General features: G+C 42.3%; 20 protein-coding genes and 1 riboswitch. Of the genes, 9 read left to right on the top strand and 11 right to left on the bottom strand.

Annotated elements, in window-relative coordinates; genetic code table 11:
• Positions 1-3: 3 nt before the first annotated feature.
• The 4 genes from AC25Y5_RS03915 to AC25Y5_RS03930 form a co-directional block, all read right to left on the bottom strand.
• Positions 4-981, bottom strand: coding sequence for a CaiB/BaiF CoA transferase family protein (locus AC25Y5_RS03915; RefSeq protein WP_488139186.1), 978 nt, complete (start codon positions 979-981; stop codon positions 4-6).
• Between the two features lie 3 nt (positions 982-984).
• A complete protein-coding gene (locus AC25Y5_RS03920; RefSeq protein ID WP_488139187.1) occupies positions 985-2,133 on the bottom strand; it encodes an acyl-CoA dehydrogenase family protein in 1,149 nt (382 codons plus the stop codon).
• A gap of 94 nt (positions 2,134-2,227) precedes the next feature.
• Positions 2,228-2,998: a 3-hydroxyacyl-CoA dehydrogenase gene (locus AC25Y5_RS03925; RefSeq protein ID WP_488139188.1), complete on the bottom strand. Its 771-nt coding sequence runs from the start codon at positions 2,996-2,998 to the stop codon at positions 2,228-2,230.
• 139 nt (positions 2,999-3,137) lie between these two features.
• Positions 3,138-4,286: a thiolase family protein gene (locus AC25Y5_RS03930; RefSeq protein WP_488139189.1), complete on the bottom strand. Its 1,149-nt coding sequence runs from the start codon at positions 4,284-4,286 to the stop codon at positions 3,138-3,140.
• 258 nt (positions 4,287-4,544) lie between these two features.
• On the opposite strand from AC25Y5_RS03930, the gene AC25Y5_RS03935 reads away from it, so the two are divergent.
• The 5 genes from AC25Y5_RS03935 (at position 4,545) to AC25Y5_RS03955 (ending at position 8,002) form a co-directional block, all read left to right on the top strand.
• Entirely contained in the window at positions 4,545-4,895 is a 351-nt protein-coding gene (locus AC25Y5_RS03935; RefSeq protein WP_482106051.1) for a lmo0954 family membrane protein, read from the top strand.
• Positions 4,896-4,910: 15 nt separating this feature from the next.
• Entirely contained in the window at positions 4,911-5,549 is a 639-nt protein-coding gene (locus AC25Y5_RS03940; protein WP_488139190.1) for a PspA/IM30 family protein, read from the top strand.
• Between the two features lie 101 nt (positions 5,550-5,650).
• The gene (gene liaF / locus AC25Y5_RS03945; RefSeq protein WP_488139191.1) at positions 5,651-6,352 is read left to right on the top strand and encodes a cell wall-active antibiotics response protein LiaF; all 702 of its coding nucleotides are present in this window, start codon (positions 5,651-5,653) and stop codon (positions 6,350-6,352) included.
• Complete coding sequence (locus tag AC25Y5_RS03950) at positions 6,349-7,395, top strand: sensor histidine kinase (RefSeq protein ID WP_488139192.1); 1,047 nt, start codon at positions 6,349-6,351, stop codon at positions 7,393-7,395. Before liaF ends, AC25Y5_RS03950 begins: the two co-directional genes overlap by 4 nt.
• Positions 7,370-8,002, top strand: coding sequence for a response regulator (locus AC25Y5_RS03955; protein ID WP_488139193.1), 633 nt, complete (start codon positions 7,370-7,372; stop codon positions 8,000-8,002). The genes AC25Y5_RS03950 and AC25Y5_RS03955 overlap by 26 nt, the downstream gene beginning before the upstream one ends.
• 108 nt (positions 8,003-8,110) lie before the next feature.
• Here AC25Y5_RS03955 and AC25Y5_RS03960 read toward each other — a convergent pair whose 3' ends face one another.
• Positions 8,111-8,584, bottom strand: a complete 474-nt coding sequence (locus AC25Y5_RS03960) for a DinB family protein (RefSeq protein ID WP_488139194.1) — start codon at positions 8,582-8,584, stop codon at positions 8,111-8,113.
• Between the two features lie 86 nt (positions 8,585-8,670).
• Positions 8,671-9,003 carry a hypothetical protein gene (locus AC25Y5_RS03965; protein ID WP_488139195.1) on the bottom strand — a complete coding sequence of 111 codons (333 nt, stop codon included), beginning with the start codon at positions 9,001-9,003 and terminating at the stop codon, positions 8,671-8,673.
• A 316-nt stretch (positions 9,004-9,319) separates the two neighbouring features.
• On the opposite strand from AC25Y5_RS03965, the gene AC25Y5_RS03970 reads away from it, so the two are divergent.
• Positions 9,320-9,970 carry a CPBP family intramembrane glutamic endopeptidase gene (locus AC25Y5_RS03970; protein ID WP_488139196.1) on the top strand — a complete coding sequence of 217 codons (651 nt, stop codon included), beginning with the start codon at positions 9,320-9,322 and terminating at the stop codon, positions 9,968-9,970.
• Here AC25Y5_RS03970 and AC25Y5_RS03975 read toward each other — a convergent pair.
• The 5 genes from AC25Y5_RS03975 to AC25Y5_RS03995 form a co-directional block, all read right to left on the bottom strand.
• The gene (locus tag AC25Y5_RS03975; RefSeq protein ID WP_488139197.1) at positions 9,964-11,001 is read right to left on the bottom strand and encodes a potassium channel family protein; all 1,038 of its coding nucleotides are present in this window, start codon (positions 10,999-11,001) and stop codon (positions 9,964-9,966) included. The two genes, AC25Y5_RS03970 and AC25Y5_RS03975, sit on opposite strands and share 7 nt — an antisense overlap.
• 177 nt (positions 11,002-11,178) lie before the next feature.
• On the bottom strand, positions 11,179-13,374 hold the full coding sequence (locus AC25Y5_RS03980) for a sensor histidine kinase (protein WP_488139198.1): 2,196 nt from the start codon (positions 13,372-13,374) through the stop codon (positions 11,179-11,181).
• Between the two features lie 2 nt (positions 13,375-13,376).
• Positions 13,377-13,553, bottom strand: coding sequence for a hypothetical protein (locus AC25Y5_RS03985; RefSeq protein ID WP_488139199.1), 177 nt, complete (start codon positions 13,551-13,553; stop codon positions 13,377-13,379).
• Positions 13,531-14,220: a response regulator transcription factor gene (locus tag AC25Y5_RS03990; protein WP_488139200.1), complete on the bottom strand. Its 690-nt coding sequence runs from the start codon at positions 14,218-14,220 to the stop codon at positions 13,531-13,533. The genes AC25Y5_RS03985 and AC25Y5_RS03990 overlap by 23 nt, the downstream gene beginning before the upstream one ends.
• 123 nt (positions 14,221-14,343) lie before the next feature.
• Entirely contained in the window at positions 14,344-15,240 is an 897-nt protein-coding gene (locus tag AC25Y5_RS03995; RefSeq protein WP_488139201.1) for a DMT family transporter, read from the bottom strand.
• Positions 15,241-15,356: 116 nt separating this feature from the next.
• Positions 15,357-15,401, top strand: a riboswitch (PreQ1 riboswitch).
• A 7-nt stretch (positions 15,402-15,408) separates the two neighbouring features.
• On the opposite strand from AC25Y5_RS03995, the gene AC25Y5_RS04000 reads away from it, so the two are divergent.
• The 3 genes from AC25Y5_RS04000 to AC25Y5_RS04010 all read left to right on the top strand — a co-directional run bounded on the left by AC25Y5_RS04000 (position 15,409) and on the right by AC25Y5_RS04010 (position 17,857).
• Positions 15,409-15,891: a QueT transporter family protein gene (locus AC25Y5_RS04000; protein WP_488139202.1), complete on the top strand. Its 483-nt coding sequence runs from the start codon at positions 15,409-15,411 to the stop codon at positions 15,889-15,891.
• 54 nt (positions 15,892-15,945) lie between these two features.
• Positions 15,946-16,176, top strand: coding sequence for an excisionase family DNA-binding protein (locus AC25Y5_RS04005; RefSeq protein WP_488139203.1), 231 nt, complete (start codon positions 15,946-15,948; stop codon positions 16,174-16,176).
• 187 nt (positions 16,177-16,363) lie between these two features.
• Positions 16,364-17,857, top strand: a complete 1,494-nt coding sequence (locus AC25Y5_RS04010; protein WP_488139204.1) for a BCCT family transporter — start codon at positions 16,364-16,366, stop codon at positions 17,855-17,857.
• Positions 17,858-17,893 lie beyond the last annotated feature (36 nt).

Raw genomic sequence — 17,893 nt, forward strand, 5'->3', positions numbered from 1 at the left:
GAATTAATGATTTTCACTTTTTTGCCTTATCCCTTTCGCCTGCCAATAGGGGTGTTCGGATAAATCGGAGACCCGCATTACAGGTGTCAAACAAAAATCAGTTCTCAGTGAAATAGCGAGCCATTCACTCCATGTCATCGTCTCGATGTAAGCGCTTACTTCTAAATGTTCGAGAGTGCCTGTGGCATAGAATGCATAGTGTTTCCACTCAGGATGTTTTGCAAATTCACAGAAGTTGTCCCAAAACTTTGGCTCAAGAGCCCCAAGCGCAACGTGACGACCATCTTTTGTCTGATACAATCCGTAACAAATGGACGTACCATCGATCTCTGGAATACCTCTATCTGAAATACCTTTTTCATTGTATGCCAGATGCGTCCCTTGAAAATCAGCCAATACCTCAGTAATTGCAATGTCGACGAATGCACCTTCTCCTGTACTAAACTTCTGTACTAGTGCCGCGAGAATACCTTCTGAAACTGCAACCGCACCGCAATAATCTGCAAGTGTATTTTGAGGATGAATTGGATTTCCTTCCTGATTAGTAAGTTGGGAAAGAATTCCCGACATCGCCAAATAATTAATATCATGACTCCCTACTTCAGTTAGAAGCCCTGATTGACCATACCCCGTCATCGAACAATAAATAATATCCGGTTTCAATGCTTTTACAGTGTCATAATCAAATCCAAGACGTTTCATCACACCTGGTCTGAACGATTCCAACAGCACGTCCGATTTTTTGATAAGTTCTATCAACGATGCTTTACCTTCTACGGTTTTCAAATCAAGGGTGACGAATTCTTTCCCTATATTGTTTGCTTGATGGACGATGCCGCCACTCATGTTTTTCGCTGGATCGCCGCCCGGAGGTTCTACTTTAATGACATGGGCTCCCATATATGCAAGACGCATCGCAGCATACGGTCCCGGAAGATAATATGTGACATCCAGCACATTTATACCTTTTAACATACTCATTTCCTACAATCCCATATTTTTTGCGATGATGACCTTCATGATTTCATTCGTCCCTGCGTAAATCGATGCGACTGGGATGTCCCGGTACCGTCTCGCAATTTTATATTCCTCCATATAGCCATATCCGCCGTGCAGCTGCATGCATTCCGCCGAAATTTCACGCGCTGTATCGGTAAGCCAATATTTGGCCATCGATACTTTTGTGACGACATCTTTACCGGCAAGATGATCCTCGATTAGGGATTCGACAAAAGACTTGCCAATTTCCACTTTCGTTGCGATTTCTGCTAGTTTAAACTGTGTATTTTGAAATGATCCAATTGGTTTGCCAAATGCTTTCCGTGACTTTACATAGTCTAATGTCATTTCCAACATGTCTTCTGATGCAATTTGCGCAGCAATCGCGACAACAAGCCGCTCTTGCTGAAGTTTTTCCATCATGTAACTGAACCCTTTTCCTTCCTCACCAACTAAATTCGATACAGGTACACGGCAATCTTCAAAAAATAGCTCCGCTGTATCTTGGGAATGCAAACCGACTTTATCAAGCTTACGTCCTCTCGTGAAACCAGCTGTTCCCTCTTCAATGACAAGTAAACTAACTCCCCGGTGTTTCGGCTCGGCTTTCAAGTCAGTTTTCACAGCGACAAGTATGAGGTTCCCATTAATTCCGTTCGTAATGAATGTTTTTTGACCGTTGACGACATAGTGATCACCGTCTTTTATGGCTGTCGTCTGGATATTGGCTAAGTCTGATCCTGTTCCTGGCTCAGTCATGGCAATCGCCGTAATAATGTCTGCGCTTATACAACCCGGCAGCCAGCGTGCTTTTTGCTCTGTCGTACCAAACGATTCGATATAAGGAACGACGATGTCATTGTGTAAACCCACTCCGGTAAGACCCCCTCCTACGCGTTCGAGTTCTTCTCCGATGATGACACCATAGCTAAAATCAAGTCCGAGCCCGCCGTACTGTTCTTCAACTTGCGGACAAAGAAAGCCCATTTGTCCAAGTTTTTTCCAAAATGCAATCGGAACAAGCCGCTCTTTTTCCCATAAGTCATAATTCGGAACTGCTTCTTTCTGAAGAAACTTTCGAAGCGAATCCCGAAACATGTCATGCTCATCTGTTTCAAATCTGTATTTCCCCACTGGTTAAACCCCCTTTTTTTCCATGAGTTCCAAAAAGATATATGTTATCTATCAGCGCTCGTCGATGATATATCTTTAACTTTCGACTTCCAAATCACTTCGGTTGCATCCGGATCGCCCCGTCTAATCGGATGACTTCACCGTTTAGCATCGTATTCGTGAAAATGCTTTCAACAAGCATTGCATATTCGTTCGGCCGGCCAAGTCGTTTCGGAAACGGCACCATTGAAGCAAGTGATAAACGCGCAGCTTCAGGTAATCCGTCAAACAGCGGTGTTTCTACAAGACCCGGCGCAATTGTCATCACACGAATCCCGAATGCCGCAAGTTCACGCGCAATCGGTAATGTCATCCCAACGACACCGCCTTTTGATGCACTGTATGCACTCTGTCCAATTTGCCCTTCGAACGCAGCAACGGAGGCTGTATTTACAATAACTCCGCGCTCTCCTTCTTCGTTTGGTTCGTTCTCTTGCATAGCAGCCGCTGCCACACGAATCACGTTAAAGGTCCCTATCAAGTTAACCCGTATCACTTGTTCAAATTGTTCAAGCCCCATCGGAGTACCTCGCGATACGACTTTACCTGGTGTCGCAATGCCTGCGCAATTGACTACGGCAGTTACCTTCCCGAAAGTCCCTTTGACGGAGGCTACATTCGCCTCCACTTCTTCCGCACTTGCCACATCCGTTTTCAAGAATACAACATTTTTTTCCCCAAACTCATTTGCAAGTGCCAATCCACGCTCTTCATTCATATCGAAAATAGCTGCTTTTCCGCCGGCATCGATTATCCTTCTTACAGTGGCCTCCCCAAGACCTGATGCTCCGCCTGTTACGATTGCGACAACCTGCTCCATTTCCATCCCTGAATCCCCTTTTCAATCACGCCTCGGTGTGATTGCGTCAAGATTTTGAATTGAGCTTGCTCAATTAACTCCCTTCAAAATCTTTGACATCCGCCGGAGGCTTTAAGAGGGAGGAATTGAACTTCATTCCTCCCTCTTAAATGCGTTCGATAATTGTAGCGTTAGCCATACCCATTCCTTCGCAAACCGCGAGCAATCCGTATCGACCTTCTGTCCGTTTTAGTTCATGGATCATTGATATAAGCAATTTCGTTCCAGTCGCGCCAAGTGGATGGCCAAGTGCAATGGCACCGCCGTTCGGATTCAATTTCTTAGGATTTCCCCCGGTTTCTTTCAGCCAAGCTAGTGGAACTGGTGCAAATGCTTCGTTCACTTCATACATATCCATATCTTCTATTGAAAGACCCGCTTTTTCTAATACTATCCGGGTCGCTTCTATAGGCCCTGTCAGCATTAACGTGGGATCAGACCCTACAACAGAACGCGCAACAATGCGGGCAATCGGTTTGAGTCCAAGCTCATTCGCTTTCTCCTGTGACATTAGAAGTACCGCCGATGCGCCGTCACTCATTTGACTAGCATTACCCGCAGTGATTACGCCATTTTCATCAAAGACTGTTCGTAACCCAGCCAGCACTTTCGTTGTCGATTCGGGACGAGGCCCTTCATCTTTAGAAAACATTTCAGTTGTACCATCATCTCTCTTGATTTCAACAGAGACGATTTCTTCTTCAAACTTCCCTCCATCGATTGCCCGAATTGCCCTTTGGTGGCTTTCGAATGAAAAGCGGTCAAGTTCCTCGCGTGATAAATTCCATTTTTTAGCGATTCGTTCCGCCGATAGTCCTTGATTAATAATTTCATGTTTTTCTATGAGTTTTGGACTTGGTTTTGATTCTCCCATGTTGGACTTCATGGGCGCGCGCGTCATACTCTCCACGCCGCCTGCAATGACAATATCCATATCTCCCGAAAGAATGGCTTGTGACGCAAAATGCACAGCTTGCTGACTTGAACCGCATTGTCGATCGATTGTTACTCCAGGTACATGAACAGGAAATCCAGCGATAAGTGCTGCAGTTCTAGCAATGTTACCGCCCTGCTCTCCTGCCTGCGTCACACATCCTAAAATAACGTCTTCAATTGCGCCTTTATCAATTCCGGCACGCTTGACAAGCTCCTCAAGCACTATCGCTGCGAGGTCATCTGGTCTATAATTTTCAAAACTTCCCTTTCTTCTACCAATCGCGGTCCGTACCCCTTCAATAATAACAACTTCTCTCATTCCCCTATCACCCCTCTCAGATAAGCGACTTTACAATGACACTCCATTTTTAGTTTCTACACGCAACTGTTATTTCGACAGTTTACTAAATTCATAGATTATTCTCATAACAATAGTTTACATGAAATCCCTACTATTTTCCATAGCTATAGTAAATCAACTCAGCCTTAAGACCGAGTTGCAAATCCGTACAGCGCCTGTTTGGACAAGTGTAAAATCGTTATAAGATTAAGCTACAAACGAAAGGAGGAACAACACATGAAGAAACTTGGTTTTGCAGTACTTGGTATTACGGCAGCAATCATCGTCCTTGTGAATCTTGGATCACTTCTTGCACTGGCCTTTTCTGCATTGATTGCATATGCAGGGTTCCATTATTTCAGAAAAAGTAATTCTACAATCTCGAAATTTTTCTGGGGCGGCGTACTCATTCTCGCCTTGTTAAGCGCTATAGCGAATGTACCAGCGTTCATCGGAATTCTCGCAATTCTCGGTGTTTGGTATGCTTGGCGTAAATGGAAAGGCTCGGAAAACAACAATGTCATCAGTAATGTTTCAAACGATCCCTTTGTAAACTTTGAACGCCAATGGAATGACATCACAAAATAAGAGGAGGAACTATCAATGAACTCACTTTGGAATAGATTTAAATACTCGTTACAAGCAGATCTCCATACTCTATTCGACAAAAAGGAAACGAAGAACCCAATCGCAATGTTGAACCAATATATTCGTGAGGCTGAAAAACAGACTGATTCAATCGGGAAATTACTTGAACGACAAAGCACATTGCAAAATGAATTACAAAAAGAATTGTCAGAAGCAGAAAAAATGGCGGACAAACGTCGGAGTCAGCTTGAACTTGCAATAGTTGCTGGTGAACAAGACCTAATCGCATTCGCCGAAGAAGAAATTTCCGCGTACGATACACGTGCTGCAGAACTATCTGAAAGTGTTATGGAGACAGCTTACGAATTAATCTCTTTAGAGCGCAAATTCGAAGAGATGAAACATAAAGTAAAAGATATGAAAGTGCGTCAGCTACAATTGATGGGCAAAGAAAACGTAACGCGCGCCCATCACCGCATGGACGAAGTTATTTCTCCGAAAAATGCAGACAGTAATATCGGTACAGTTGGCGAGATGAAAAAGTATATTGAAAACCTTGGTGGGAAGATTGAACGTGAATTCGAAACGTCTTCAATGGACCGCCGACTTCAATCATTAGAGAAAAGTTCCGCAAAAGATACGGAAGTTGTGTAAACTAGACTGTAGGAGGAGGGTGTTTTCAGGAAATGGCAATAGTTGCCCACCTTCCTTTTCCTTTTTTCAAAAAATCTGACCTCAAGAAGGAGGAGCAAAAAATGGATCGTACGAATACGAGCAAAATTACATTTTGGGGATTTACCTTTCTGCTGCTCATATTTGTCGAATCGGTATTCTTTCATAACGGTAATATCGTGTTCGCCCTTCTTGGTGCCGGATTTATTTATTACGGATCGAAGAAGCGCTCAAAACCTTTCTTTTTCATTGGACTTTTCTTCATCGCGGTCGCGCTTTTCACATTGTGGAGCTTACGATTGCTCATTTTTGGTGGTCTCGTCTATATCCTTGTAAAGTTATGGAAAGGCGTACCGTCTGAAGAAATCATGCGGCCGTTAAAAGAAATCCAACAGGAAACTCCGAACGGCATTTGGAAAAACAAATTATTTTCTGTCCAATCCTCCCCGTTTTCGTCTTATGAATGGGAGGATATTCACGTTCAGGGATTCTTTAGCGATATTCACATTGATGTGACAGATACAGTACTACCAAAAGGAACTTCCTTAATATCAGTGAGACAGGGATTTGGAAAAATCAAAATCGAGTTACCTTATGAAATCCCCGTTCGTATTCATTACACGACATTAATTGGAGACGCCAGAATTTTTGGCATCCATCGAAAACGACTTATCAATGAAACGCTTCATATGAAAGACAGTTATGAAGGCAAAATGCCTGATTCTCCTGAACTCATCATTACACTTTCCACTTGGGCCGGGGATGTTGAGGTGACTAGAAAATGAGAGCAGTCATCGGACGCGGTATTATGCTATCACTTCTACTTCTCACCATTGCAGCGGTGTATGTCTACTTCCTTCTTGGCCTACCTTTGGAGGAAAGTTGGTTCGCCTTTTTCGAGTTGCAATTTGCGGAGGTTCCGCTTGGTTGGTGGGTTTTAAATACGATTTTTGTGCTTGCTTGGGGAATAGCCCTATGGAGTGGTACTTTAGGAAGTTCAAAAGAGAAAGCAATCGAGCAGAGATTAACTGGATTAATTGATGCTGAAAAAGATGTCATTTTAAAAGAGAAACTTTCTCCACGCATGGACCGAGCAATTGGTTCAGTGTCAAATGTCATTCAAACGCAGCGAAAAGGTTTACAGCGGATTATTGATGAACGAGCAGAAGCGCAAGACAAACTTATCCAAGAGCGCATCATTCAAGAACGACAGCGACTTGCACGTGAACTGCATGATTCCGTTTCCCAACAACTATTTGCTGCATCGATGCTAATATCTGCTATCACAGAAAACAACGACGACTTATCAGCACAAAAACCTTTGCTCCAAGTCGAACGCGTTGTACAGCAGGCGCAACTGGAAATGCGGGCTTTGCTTCTTCACCTGCGGCCAGCAGCTTTGAATAATAAATCACTTACAGAGGGACTTGAAGAGCTACTGGTTGAACTCAGAGAGAAAGTACTGTTCGATATCCGTTTTCGTTTAGAAGAAGTGAATCTGTCGAAAGGGGCGGAAGATCATTTGTTCCGAATTGCACAGGAAACGTTATCCAATACTCTTCGCCACGCACAAGCAACAGAAGTCGAAGTACTATTTGTAGAACGGGACGGCCTTGCTATCTTCCGCGTGCAAGATAACGGGATTGGGTTCAAGGACAGTGATGGAAAAGGCGGTTCCTATGGACTCCAAAATGTCAAAGAGCGTGCAATTGAAATCGGGGGTTCTTGCAAAATTGTTTCTGTACCATCCCAAGGTACAATTGTTGAAGTAAAATTGCCTACCCGAAGAGGAGATGAATCGAATGATCAAGATCTTATTAGTGGATGATCATGAAATGGTCCGCATTGGTGTGTCAGCTTATTTGCAGATTCAGCCGGATATGGAAGTCATCGGTGAAGCGGGAAACGGGAGAGAAGCAGTAGAAAAAGCACTCGCACTACGCCCCGATATCATTTTAATGGATATGGTTATGCCTGAAATGAATGGTGCAGAAGCAACCGCGGAGATTATTAAAGAGTGGCCTGAAGCGAAGATTGTCATTGTTACAAGTTTTTTGGACGATGATAAAGTATATCCCGCACTTGAAGCCGGAGCTCTCAGCTATATATTAAAAACCTCAAACGCCAAGCGAATCGCGGGAGCAATTCGTGAGACTTTGAAAGGACAGACGGTGTTGGAGCCTGAAGTAACTACGAAGATGATGCAAAAAATGCGGGCTGGCAAGGACCGGCAACTGCATGATGACTTAACGGAGCGTGAACTTGAAATTTTAATGCATCTTGCGAAAGGAAAAACGAATCAGGAAATCGCTGATGATTTATTTATTGCACTGAAAACAGTGAAGACGCACGTCAGCAACCTGCTATCTAAACTAGAAGTCCAAGACCGGACGCAAGCGGTCATTTATGCATTCACACACGAACTAGTCAATTGACATATCAAAAGCGCAGTGCGCCTGTTCAGAGGCGACAGGCATATAAAAAAAGGCAGCCATGTAGATTCGGATAGTCTCCGTCTCTAAGTGGCTGCCTTACTTATATCATTATTCCCCTGCCAAGCGGCTCAGCGCGTTAATCATACCAGCGTGAATGCCTTCATGCCAAACTACAAATTGAGCGACCGCATCTACTGTTGCCATCGTATGCAAAGGTCCGATTGACATCGGTTCTTGTAACGAATTATCCAATTTTCCACCGAGTGCTTTTATAATACGCTCCGGTTGTTCCTCCAACGCCACGAGAAGCTCTTCTATGGAAGGAATGTTCCCCTCCCAGCCCTCTGGAGTCGAGCCCGATACAAAAAATGAAATCCATTCCGGATTAACAAGGTCATAGCCCTCCACTGCTTTTTGAACAAGCGTTTCCATCGAGACAAAAATATGACCCGCGTTCCAGCGAATCGTGTTGCTGAATCCTGCAGGTTGTGTGTCCCATGCCTTTTCACTTATTTTGGCTACACGGCCAAGTGTGTATATACGACTGAATTTCAATTGATTCAATGTTTCGATTATAATCATCCCTTTCTTAATTCTCCCCCTCTACTCTATCGTACCCTCAAGAAAAATCAAAGCGGCCACTCCATATAGGGGTGACCGCTGCTTAATTATGGTTTAAAAGGATCTTCATTCGGTTTCTCTTTGTTCCATTTTTCGTGTGTATGCTGATCAAAATTACTTATTTCTTTATCTACCTCGCCATTAGGAGAACCTACGCCCGATACCGGTTTATTATTACCCGTATTCGTATTATTTATCTTATTTTCGGCGAAAGCAGACGGTTTGTTCTCACCCGTCTCTTCCTGTTCATTTTCTCTGAAAACTTCCGATGTATTTGAATCGGAAGGATCCGCAAGCGGTAGCTCATCGGATTTAGACATCCCTTTAACATTTGGTTCTAGATCGTCTTTGTTTGGATAATTGCCATCTGATTTTGTCATATCTACTTTAAATCCTCCCTCTTCGTACGGGGAACCGGGATACGCTTTCCGTCCGTCCCCTCGCACGGTTCTCATTTTTTTATTTTGAGTCTTGTTGCTTTAACTTTCGCTATCAAAAATAGCCAATCGTTAACACAAGTATTGCTAGTAGTAATTCAGGTAACCCATTGAAAAGATTAATATATTACGGATTTCTGAACGTATGATGCCCTTCATTCACTAAATAACCTTGAAGAGACGCAAACCTATTTTCAGAATCCTGTGAAACCATTATCCCACTATTTCGTCTTATTTACAATAAACAGGGGGGGATTTTTTGAAGAAATCGCTTTTTTTTGCTATGCCGCTAATCAACATCGCTATTCTTATCTGGATTGAACAAAGTCTTGAGGTTGAATACATATGGAAAACGATGGCGAAGGTTGTTCTATTTCTACTGATTCCACTCATTTTATATAGGAAGTTTGGATTTCCATTCTTACGATTACGCGGTACAGATTCTAAAAGTATGGGTATCGCAAACGCTTCGGGAATCTTAATAATGGCCGTTATCATCATGTCATTTCTCCTATTAAAGCCATTCATTAATCTCAATGAACTTATTGTCGATTTAGAAGACGCTGGTGTAACAGCTACAGTGTTCCCTTTCATCGCATTCTATATTTTGTTCGGTAATTCGATGCTGGAGGAGTTTTACTTCCGCGGCCTGTTGCCAAGTCTCATGGGCAATTCAAAAATCCGACTTCTTGTTCCATCTTTCCTGTTTGCGGTTTACCATATTGCCATTTTTTTACCTTGGTTTAGCCCGGCACTTCTCGTAGTAGCCGTTGCGGGACTTTGGTTGGGAGGAGTGATCTTTCAGTTGGCCAATGAAAAAAGCGGAACCATTTTGCCCTCCTGGACGATACACATGTTTGCAGATATCGGTGTTTTACTTGTTGGAGTGTATATTATTTATTTCTATTGAAAGGATGAGTCTACCGCGTCCTTAAGTTTTTCAATACAGTCTCGGTCACCAATCGCAATAAGGATGTCTCCCTTGCTAAACTTCATTTTTAAATCAGGATTACTGATTAGTTCTTTTTCCCGCATTATGGCGACGAGAGTGACGCCATACTTTCTCCGTATGTCCAACTCATCAACGGTCTGTCCAAGAAGCGTCGAATGTCCATCCAACAAGATTTCTTCGACCATAAAGTCCTTATTCCCCGAACGAATAAGCTTATTTATATAGTCAATTCCTGTCGGTTTTATAACGGACATGGCTAGCTCGCGCCCTCCGATAACAGAAGGATTAATGACCCGGGTTGCGCCTGCCCTTTTCAACACATCTTCTGACCCCTCTTTTTCTGCACGTGCTGCGATTTCTATATCCTCATTCAAACTTTTTGCCGTTAAGGTTATAAAAACGTTGTCCGCATCGCTTTCCAGTGCTGTAATCAATCCCTTAGCATGATCGACACGCGCTTTCAACAGAATATCCTTATTCGTCGGATCACCAATGAGCCGAAGAGTTCCCCGATCGACAACTGCAAGTATTTCCTCCTCGTTGTCATGAATGTAGAGTATTTTCGTCTCGCCTTCCTCCTCTTTTAGTTGCTTGTATACCTGTTGCGCAACGCGGCCGAATCCACACACAATGATATGATTTTCCAACTTTCCTATTTCATGATTCATCTGCTTCTCCCACACTTTCTCTGCTAATTGTTTTTCAATAATGTACGTAGCCGCTGTACCAAGTCCATATGTCACAATCGCAACCCCTGCCGGCACGAGGAAAAGCGCAAATCCTTTACCTCCATTTGTCACTGGATAAATATCCCCGTATCCAATCGTCATGACGGAGATGATTGTCAACCATAATGCATCGAAAAACGGTAGGTCTTCGAAAAACATGAATCCTACAGTTGCGAAAATTAACAGAAATATTATTGCACCCATCAGAAATAACAGACGCCGGGAACCCTGACCAATATCAAGCCATCTTTTTTTAAACAAACCAATCATCTCCCAAATTACAGTACCAGACGTAGCATCTGTTTTAGTTAATCATTCCTGCTAAAGGAAAACCTTAAACCCTTTTCACAATTAATGATCCTGACAATAGAAAGAAGCTGTAAGCAATGCCTCGTTTAAATAAAGGCATTGCTTACAGCTTACTTCGTTATCTATTTATTAAACCGCCGCCACGACGACCGTTACTTTGAATAAATCTCCATCTACTTCAATTTTCATATTCCCATTATGCAAATCGACGATGGATTGTGCAATCGCAAGACCAAGTCCAGAACCGTCCGTTTGACGTGATGCATCAGCCCTTTTGAATCGTTCAAACAATTCGTCAGTGTTTTCACCAAGCTCATACTTCGTCACATTTTTCACGACGAATTCCGCGTTATCTCCCACTTTTCGAAGTGTAATATAGACACGGGTACCCGGCAATGTGTATTTAATGGCATTGACAATCAAATTATCCAGTACGCGCCACCATCTTTTCCCGTCGACATAGGCAACAAGCGTAGACTCTGGTAAGTTCACCCTAAAATCAAGGCCCGATTTCGAAATTTCTTCTTCGTGCTCTGCAAGTGCTTGCTGAAGCAATTGTGTCAAATCGACACGTTGTTTGTGAAGCTCCAAGTTACCGCTTGCCATTTTCGAAACTTCAAATAAATCCTCAATCAATGTCTTTAAACGCTGTGATTTCCTATCTAAAATATCTATATACTTTGTTCTTTCTTCGGCTGTGATATCTGCCTTTTTCAATAGATCCGTGTACGTTATAATTGATGTTAATGGTGTCCTAAGATCATGACTAACGTTCGTAATAAGTTCCGTTTTTAGGCGTTCACTCTTCGCTTGTTCGGTCATGGAACTCCGGACACCTTCGCGTAAATTATTGAGATTCCGTGCATGATCGGCAAGCGGTGATTTCCCTTCGATTTTAATTTCCTCATGAAGACGTCCATTCGCCATCGCTTCAGTAGCCACAATAATACGATTCAAATACGCCGTTCTTCTCACGAATATATAGAGGAATGGCAATCCAGCGAAAAATAGAAGTGGAATGTAAATCATAATTAATATAGGTTGCATGAGAACACCGAGAAACCCGATGCCCGCTAGGAAAAAACCGATTAATAGAAGGAACATTTGTCTACCAATTGAACGATTCAAAAACATTCCTTGCCACGCAAGTATAAATCTCAAACTATAACTATCCTTAATTTCTTGCTTCAACGTCTCTTCATCTTTTAGTCGTTCCATGAAATTAGCCGCCTGAAACACTGTTAGCAAAACGAGGATTGCAAGGAAAAGACAAGAAATTATATACATTAGTAAATTTTCAAGGCCATAAAAATAGACAAAGTCTGCAACAATTAATAAATGAGTATAGAGCATCAGCAATGTTATTACCAACAGAGCTCCTTTTACATCGATTTTTATACGATTATACCAGTCTGCCCCTCTTCTACCCTTCACCCAGTTCTTATTGAAACGAAACTTTGTCAACAGTAGGATTAATGCAATTACCCCCGCAACCCAAGTTCCATAGGCAATGTATTTAGATTTGTTAAACCAGATTGCCTGTTGACCGTAAACCCCTTCCAGTAATGCCGCTTTTGAAACGGCGACAATCCCTTCGAAATCTCGTTTAGGATTCTCGATTATTGATGGGTTACTGTCGATGTATTCTCCAGAATGGTTTCTAGTGTACTGATACAAATCATTGGTATTTATACGAAGTGACTTCGCCTCAAAGTACCCTTCCTCGGAATCAAACACGTTCTGATAGACAGTGGACACGTTGACATTTCCAGACGAAAACATTTCACCCGTTTCCACATCTTTCAATTCGTAGGCAATGTGTGAGAAGTTATAACCATCCATACCATTGATATGATCATTTACATATTGTTCAAGTGCCTTTCCTTTTTCAGAACGGACTTTTTCCTCTACATACTTATCATCTTGGAAGTTTTTTCGAATATCATCTGTTTTTAATTCTTGTTCTTTGACCAGTTCTGTTTTCAGCACTTCATTGCCAGCTGCTGTCGCCTCTGCGATTCGGTCTTGATATTGGGCTGCAATATTGGCAATTTGTTCTGCCAATGTGCCGTAACGCTCACGATGCTCTGCGATTTCCTCCTTTGATACGTTGATTTGTTTTTTCTCCTTTTCCACATCAATCGGATTCAAAACCGTCGTACTAATCCTGTCATAAAAACTTTCCATTTCTGATTTGAATTCATCTGTATCTACAAAGCTATTCCCTACAAACCTCGGACCCGTGTTTATAATAGAGACAAGCGCCGTTAAAAACAAGGCGATCAGGATTGACCAGACAACTAGAGGCATTCGTTTATTTTTCATATTCATACATTTCCTTTCACTATCCGGGTGAAGTAAGCAATCGCTCTACCGGAACGTTCCATTCCATTACCGACCAGGTCAATGATGTGGGAGAAACAGTAACCGATACTTAAAGCCGCAATGACAATAGCGATGATTGACCAAGCTACACCCCAGTCATTTTTCGATTTTGTAACCAATGCCCCACACCACCTTTACATATCTCGGATTTTTCGGATCTGCTTCAATTTTTTCGCGTATTTTACGTATATGCACCGCAACGATATTTTCAGCATTGTACGCTGCTTCATTCCAAACGCGCTCGTAGATTTCATTGATGGAAAATACACGCCCCGCATTTTTCATCAGCAACTCTGTGATTTTGTATTCAATTGGTGTCAGTTTTACCACGTCACCATCAATAGTGATTTCCTTTGCTTCTTCATCAAGAACAAGCCCGTCGATTTCTACTTTTTTCTGACCATCGTATGTCCCAAATTGGATATAGCGACGCAATTGCGACTTCACACGGGCCATCAACTCCATCGGATGGAAAGGTTTCGTCACATAATCATCTGCGCCAACGGATAGTCCATGGATTTTATCAGAGTCTTCCACCTTCGCACTCAGCATAATAATCGGGATATTGCGCGCTTCCCGAATTTTGAATGTCGCAGTAATACCATCCATATTTGGCATCATAATATCGAGAATAAGAAGATGGACATCATTCGACTTCAGTAGCTCAAGTGCCTCTATACCATCCGCCGCCTTCAGTACCTCATAACCTTCATTTTTCAAATATATTTCAATCCCGTTACGGATATCCTGATCGTCATCCGCTACAAGCACTGTGAATTTCGCCATCTTCCGCACCTCGCTTTTCTCTATGATACCAATTGTAACCGCCAAATCTTAACATTCACCTACTGTAATTATGAAGAATTTCTTAAGAACAGATTATATCGGTAAAAACCCCTGACTTCCCAACTATCGATGGGAGACCAGGGGTTTATCTGACTTCTTCATTTTTCTACCACTGAGCGTCAATACGAGGATTCCGCCTAGCAACATAGCAATGCCCGTCCAGGACGTTCCGTCGAGATGCTCGCCAACCACAATAACACTCAAAACAGCTGCAGTAAGCGGTTCAGCAAGTGATAGAGTAACGGCAGACGACGATGGAATTCTTTTTAATCCGGCTGAAAACAGGATGTACGCTACACTTGTCGTAATTAGTCCAAGATACAGTACCACAGATATTCCCCGAGCAGAAATCAGACCATCCGTTTCGAATAAAAACACAAGTGGCATCAGCAACAACGCACTAATTGAAAAGATGACTGCAACAGCAGGTACAGCGTCCACTTTTTCAAGTACTTCTTTATTTACAAGTGCATAAAAGGCAAACAATAGTCCTGCCCCAAGCGACATCGAAACACCTACTGGATTAACAACGATACCGTCTTTATTTAAAAATAGTAGTGCACACCCCGCAATCGCAAGCGCGGTAGCTGCAAGCCAAATAAGTGTCGGACGTCGTTTTAACAACAACCATTCGATGATTCCAGAAAATACAGGCGAACTGCCAATTGTAACGACTGTTCCTATAGCGACGCCGGTTAATCTAACAGAAGAAAAGAATAGATACTGGAAAATAGCCATTGAAATAGCCGCGTAAATCGTAGCTTTCCACGGCCAATTTCGAAAATTAATTTTTCGCATGATTAGTAATAGAATCAACAATGAAAAACCACCCACCGCAAGCCGTGATGCACCAACTGTCAATGGATGGATGGTTTGCGGGAGAAACGTTTGTGCAGTGCCCGTTGTTCCCCATAGGATTGCGCCTAACAACACGACTGTGTAGGCAATTCGCTGCGACATGATTCCACTGCTCCTTTTCCCTTTATATATAGAAGATACCATGTAATTCGAGAGTTCCAACACTTTAAATCAACTTGACGTAATTAGTAACTATCCACTATAATAATAAATTGTTCATACACGTGGTTCGTAACCATCCCACGCTAAAAAACTAGGAGGAAATAAGTAATGAAAATAAAAACAATGGCCATAAGCGGGATTATTGCCGCTTTATATGTAGCCGTATCTCTATTAATAGCACCACTGGCTTATTCAGCAATCCAATTTCGTATCTCCGAGCTGTTCAACCATCTTGTGGTATTTAATAAGAAGTTCTTCTTCGGCATTGTACTCGGAGTATTCGTCACAAACTTGTTTTCTCCACTTGGCATGTATGACCTATTTTTCGGCGTAAGTCAATCAATTATAGCTCTTTCAATCACGATATTTTCTGCTAAATTTATACCTGGCATTTTCAAGCGATTGGTCTTCAACACACTTGTTTTCACCTTTACCATGTTCATCATTGCTTTCGAGTTAAACCTAGCATTAGAGCTCCCTTTCCTACTTACATGGTTAACAGTTGCAATCGGTGAATTTGTTGTCATGGCAATTGGAATTCCGATTATGATGGCTTTGAATAAACGGTTAAACTTCAAGAAATTGATTTAACCGAAACAGCACCCGCCACTTTATCTACAACTGAATTTTCTAAGGAGGGCTTAGATGTATATCTCCATTCAAGAAGCTGCCGAATATCTTAGCATGCCCGTCGAACAAATTCAGAAGTATGTAAGGGAAGGACGAATCCGTTCTGTCCATGACGGCGAACAATTTCTAGTGAACAAAGATCAGTTTAGTCTTTATTTAGAACAGCTCGAAACATTAAAACACCAAATTGACGAATGGCGTAACGAACCCATTCCACCGGATCGCGACATTAAAGATGAAGATTGAGAAATCGGCTGAAAATCTATGGATTTTCAGCTATTTTTATTTAAATAGAGGACTCCGCATCGTCCTTGCACACGAATGGAAAGGGTTATGAACGGGAATACTTATTTAACCGGACAGTTGCTTTCATTACATTTTGCTAGTATAGTTAAAAACTGTTTCTACATTACCAGTAACACGAGGGGGAAGTATGAAGAAAATATCAAACGTTTTTTATATCACAATTGGTCTCATCATATTGACCGTTGGGTATGGCGCATTTGCCCCTGAAAGTTTTGAAGCAATTACAACGAATATTAAAAACGTTGTTGCATCAACTTTCGGTTGGTACTATATGTTACTCATGTCATTTATGTTAGTCCTGAGTTTCTATTTCATCATAAGTCCATATGGAAAAATCCGTCTTGGAAAAGATACAGATCGTCCGCAATTTTCTACAATTTCATGGATTGCCATGCTCTTTTCTGCTGGGATGGGTATCGGACTGGTCTTTTATGGTGCCGCAGAACCATTGTCACATTTTGCAATCGATCCCGCCACGGAAGCTCCAAATACGGATGCGGCTTTTAAAGAAGGGCTACAACAGACTTTCTTCCATTGGGGGCTCCATGTGTGGGCAATGTACGGCGTAATCGCACTATCTCTTGCCTTCTTCCAGTTCCGCAAAGGCGAACCAGGATTAATTTCAGCAACACTGAAGCCGATATTCGGGAAAAAAATGGTAGGTCCGTGGGGCGTTCTCGTCGATGTACTCGCAGTATTCGCGACATCGTTTGGAGTTGCTACATCTCTCGGCTTCGGCGCTGTTCAAATTAATGCAGGTCTTCATTACTTATTTGACGTTAAAATTAATATCTTTTCTCAAATTGTCATCATTGGGGTCGTTACTGTCCTATTCATCGGATCCGCCTGGTCGGGACTTAGCAGGGGTATTAAATATTTGTCGAATACCAATTTAGTACTTGCACTCGCACTTCTCGGATTTGTGGTTATAGTGGGACCGACATTGCTTATTTTCAATATGTTTACTGATTCGTTTGGGGGTTATTTATCAAATCTCGTTCAAATGAGTTTTCGCACAGCACCTTTAGACTCTAGTGATCGTAGTTGGCTTGACAGCTGGACTATTTTCTACTGGGCTTGGTGGATCTCATGGGCACCGTTTGTCAGTATGTTTATAGCCCGAGTTTCAAAAGGACGTACCATTCGCGAATTCATGATTGGTGTACTTGTTGCCCCTACGCTCCTTGGATCATTCTGGTTTTCAGCGTTTGGAACAACAGCCATCGATATTCAGAAAAGCGGCGTTCTCGATTTGGCGAAAGCCGATACGGAACTAGTCATTTTTGAAATGTTTAGTGCAATGCCTTTGTCTATCGCCGTTTCAGTATTTGCCATATTACTGATTGCATCCTTTTTCATTACGTCTGCAGATTCGGCAACTTTCGTTTTAGGCATGCAGTCGACAAACGGTTCGTTGACACCACCTAATACAGTTAAACTCATTTGGGGTATCATCCAATCGACAATTGCCCTCATTTTACTTTCTGTCGGTGGACTTACGGCCTTGCAAAACACCATTATTATCGCGGCGCTGCCATTCTCATTCGTCATGTTGCTGATGGTTATCTCATTTATCAAAGCTTTGAAAGTAGAAGCTAAGTTAATGAAGCTAAAAAAATGATTTGAAAAGGCGATTCCTGAGATGGAATCGCCTTTT

The organism is Sporosarcina sp. Y1011 (assembly GCF_057669885.1).

Coding starts and splice junctions, on each gene's coding strand:
- AC25Y5_RS03995 (WP_488139201.1), bottom strand. CDS start 15,240: ATGTCGCAGCGAATTGCCTACACAGTCGTGTTGTTAGGCGCAATCCTA.
- AC25Y5_RS03915 (WP_488139186.1), bottom strand. CDS start 981: ATGAGTATGTTAAAAGGTATAAATGTGCTGGATGTCACATATTATCTT.
- AC25Y5_RS03930 (WP_488139189.1), bottom strand. CDS start 4,286: ATGAGAGAAGTTGTTATTATTGAAGGGGTACGGACCGCGATTGGTAGA.
- AC25Y5_RS03955 (WP_488139193.1), top strand. CDS start 7,370: ATGATCAAGATCTTATTAGTGGATGATCATGAAATGGTCCGCATTGGT.
- AC25Y5_RS03965 (WP_488139195.1), bottom strand. CDS start 9,003: ATGACAAAATCAGATGGCAATTATCCAAACAAAGACGATCTAGAACCA.
- AC25Y5_RS03940 (WP_488139190.1), top strand. CDS start 4,911: ATGAACTCACTTTGGAATAGATTTAAATACTCGTTACAAGCAGATCTC.
- AC25Y5_RS03990 (WP_488139200.1), bottom strand. CDS start 14,220: ATGGCGAAATTCACAGTGCTTGTAGCGGATGACGATCAGGATATCCGT.
- AC25Y5_RS03935 (WP_482106051.1), top strand. CDS start 4,545: ATGAAGAAACTTGGTTTTGCAGTACTTGGTATTACGGCAGCAATCATC.
- liaF (WP_488139191.1), top strand. CDS start 5,651: ATGGATCGTACGAATACGAGCAAAATTACATTTTGGGGATTTACCTTT.
- AC25Y5_RS03980 (WP_488139198.1), bottom strand. CDS start 13,374: ATGAAAAATAAACGAATGCCTCTAGTTGTCTGGTCAATCCTGATCGCC.
- AC25Y5_RS03960 (WP_488139194.1), bottom strand. CDS start 8,584: ATGATTATAATCGAAACATTGAATCAATTGAAATTCAGTCGTATATAC.
- AC25Y5_RS04005 (WP_488139203.1), top strand. CDS start 15,946: ATGTATATCTCCATTCAAGAAGCTGCCGAATATCTTAGCATGCCCGTC.
- AC25Y5_RS03950 (WP_488139192.1), top strand. CDS start 6,349: ATGAGAGCAGTCATCGGACGCGGTATTATGCTATCACTTCTACTTCTC.
- AC25Y5_RS04010 (WP_488139204.1), top strand. CDS start 16,364: ATGAAGAAAATATCAAACGTTTTTTATATCACAATTGGTCTCATCATA.
- AC25Y5_RS03925 (WP_488139188.1), bottom strand. CDS start 2,998: ATGGAAATGGAGCAGGTTGTCGCAATCGTAACAGGCGGAGCATCAGGT.
- AC25Y5_RS04000 (WP_488139202.1), top strand. CDS start 15,409: ATGAAAATAAAAACAATGGCCATAAGCGGGATTATTGCCGCTTTATAT.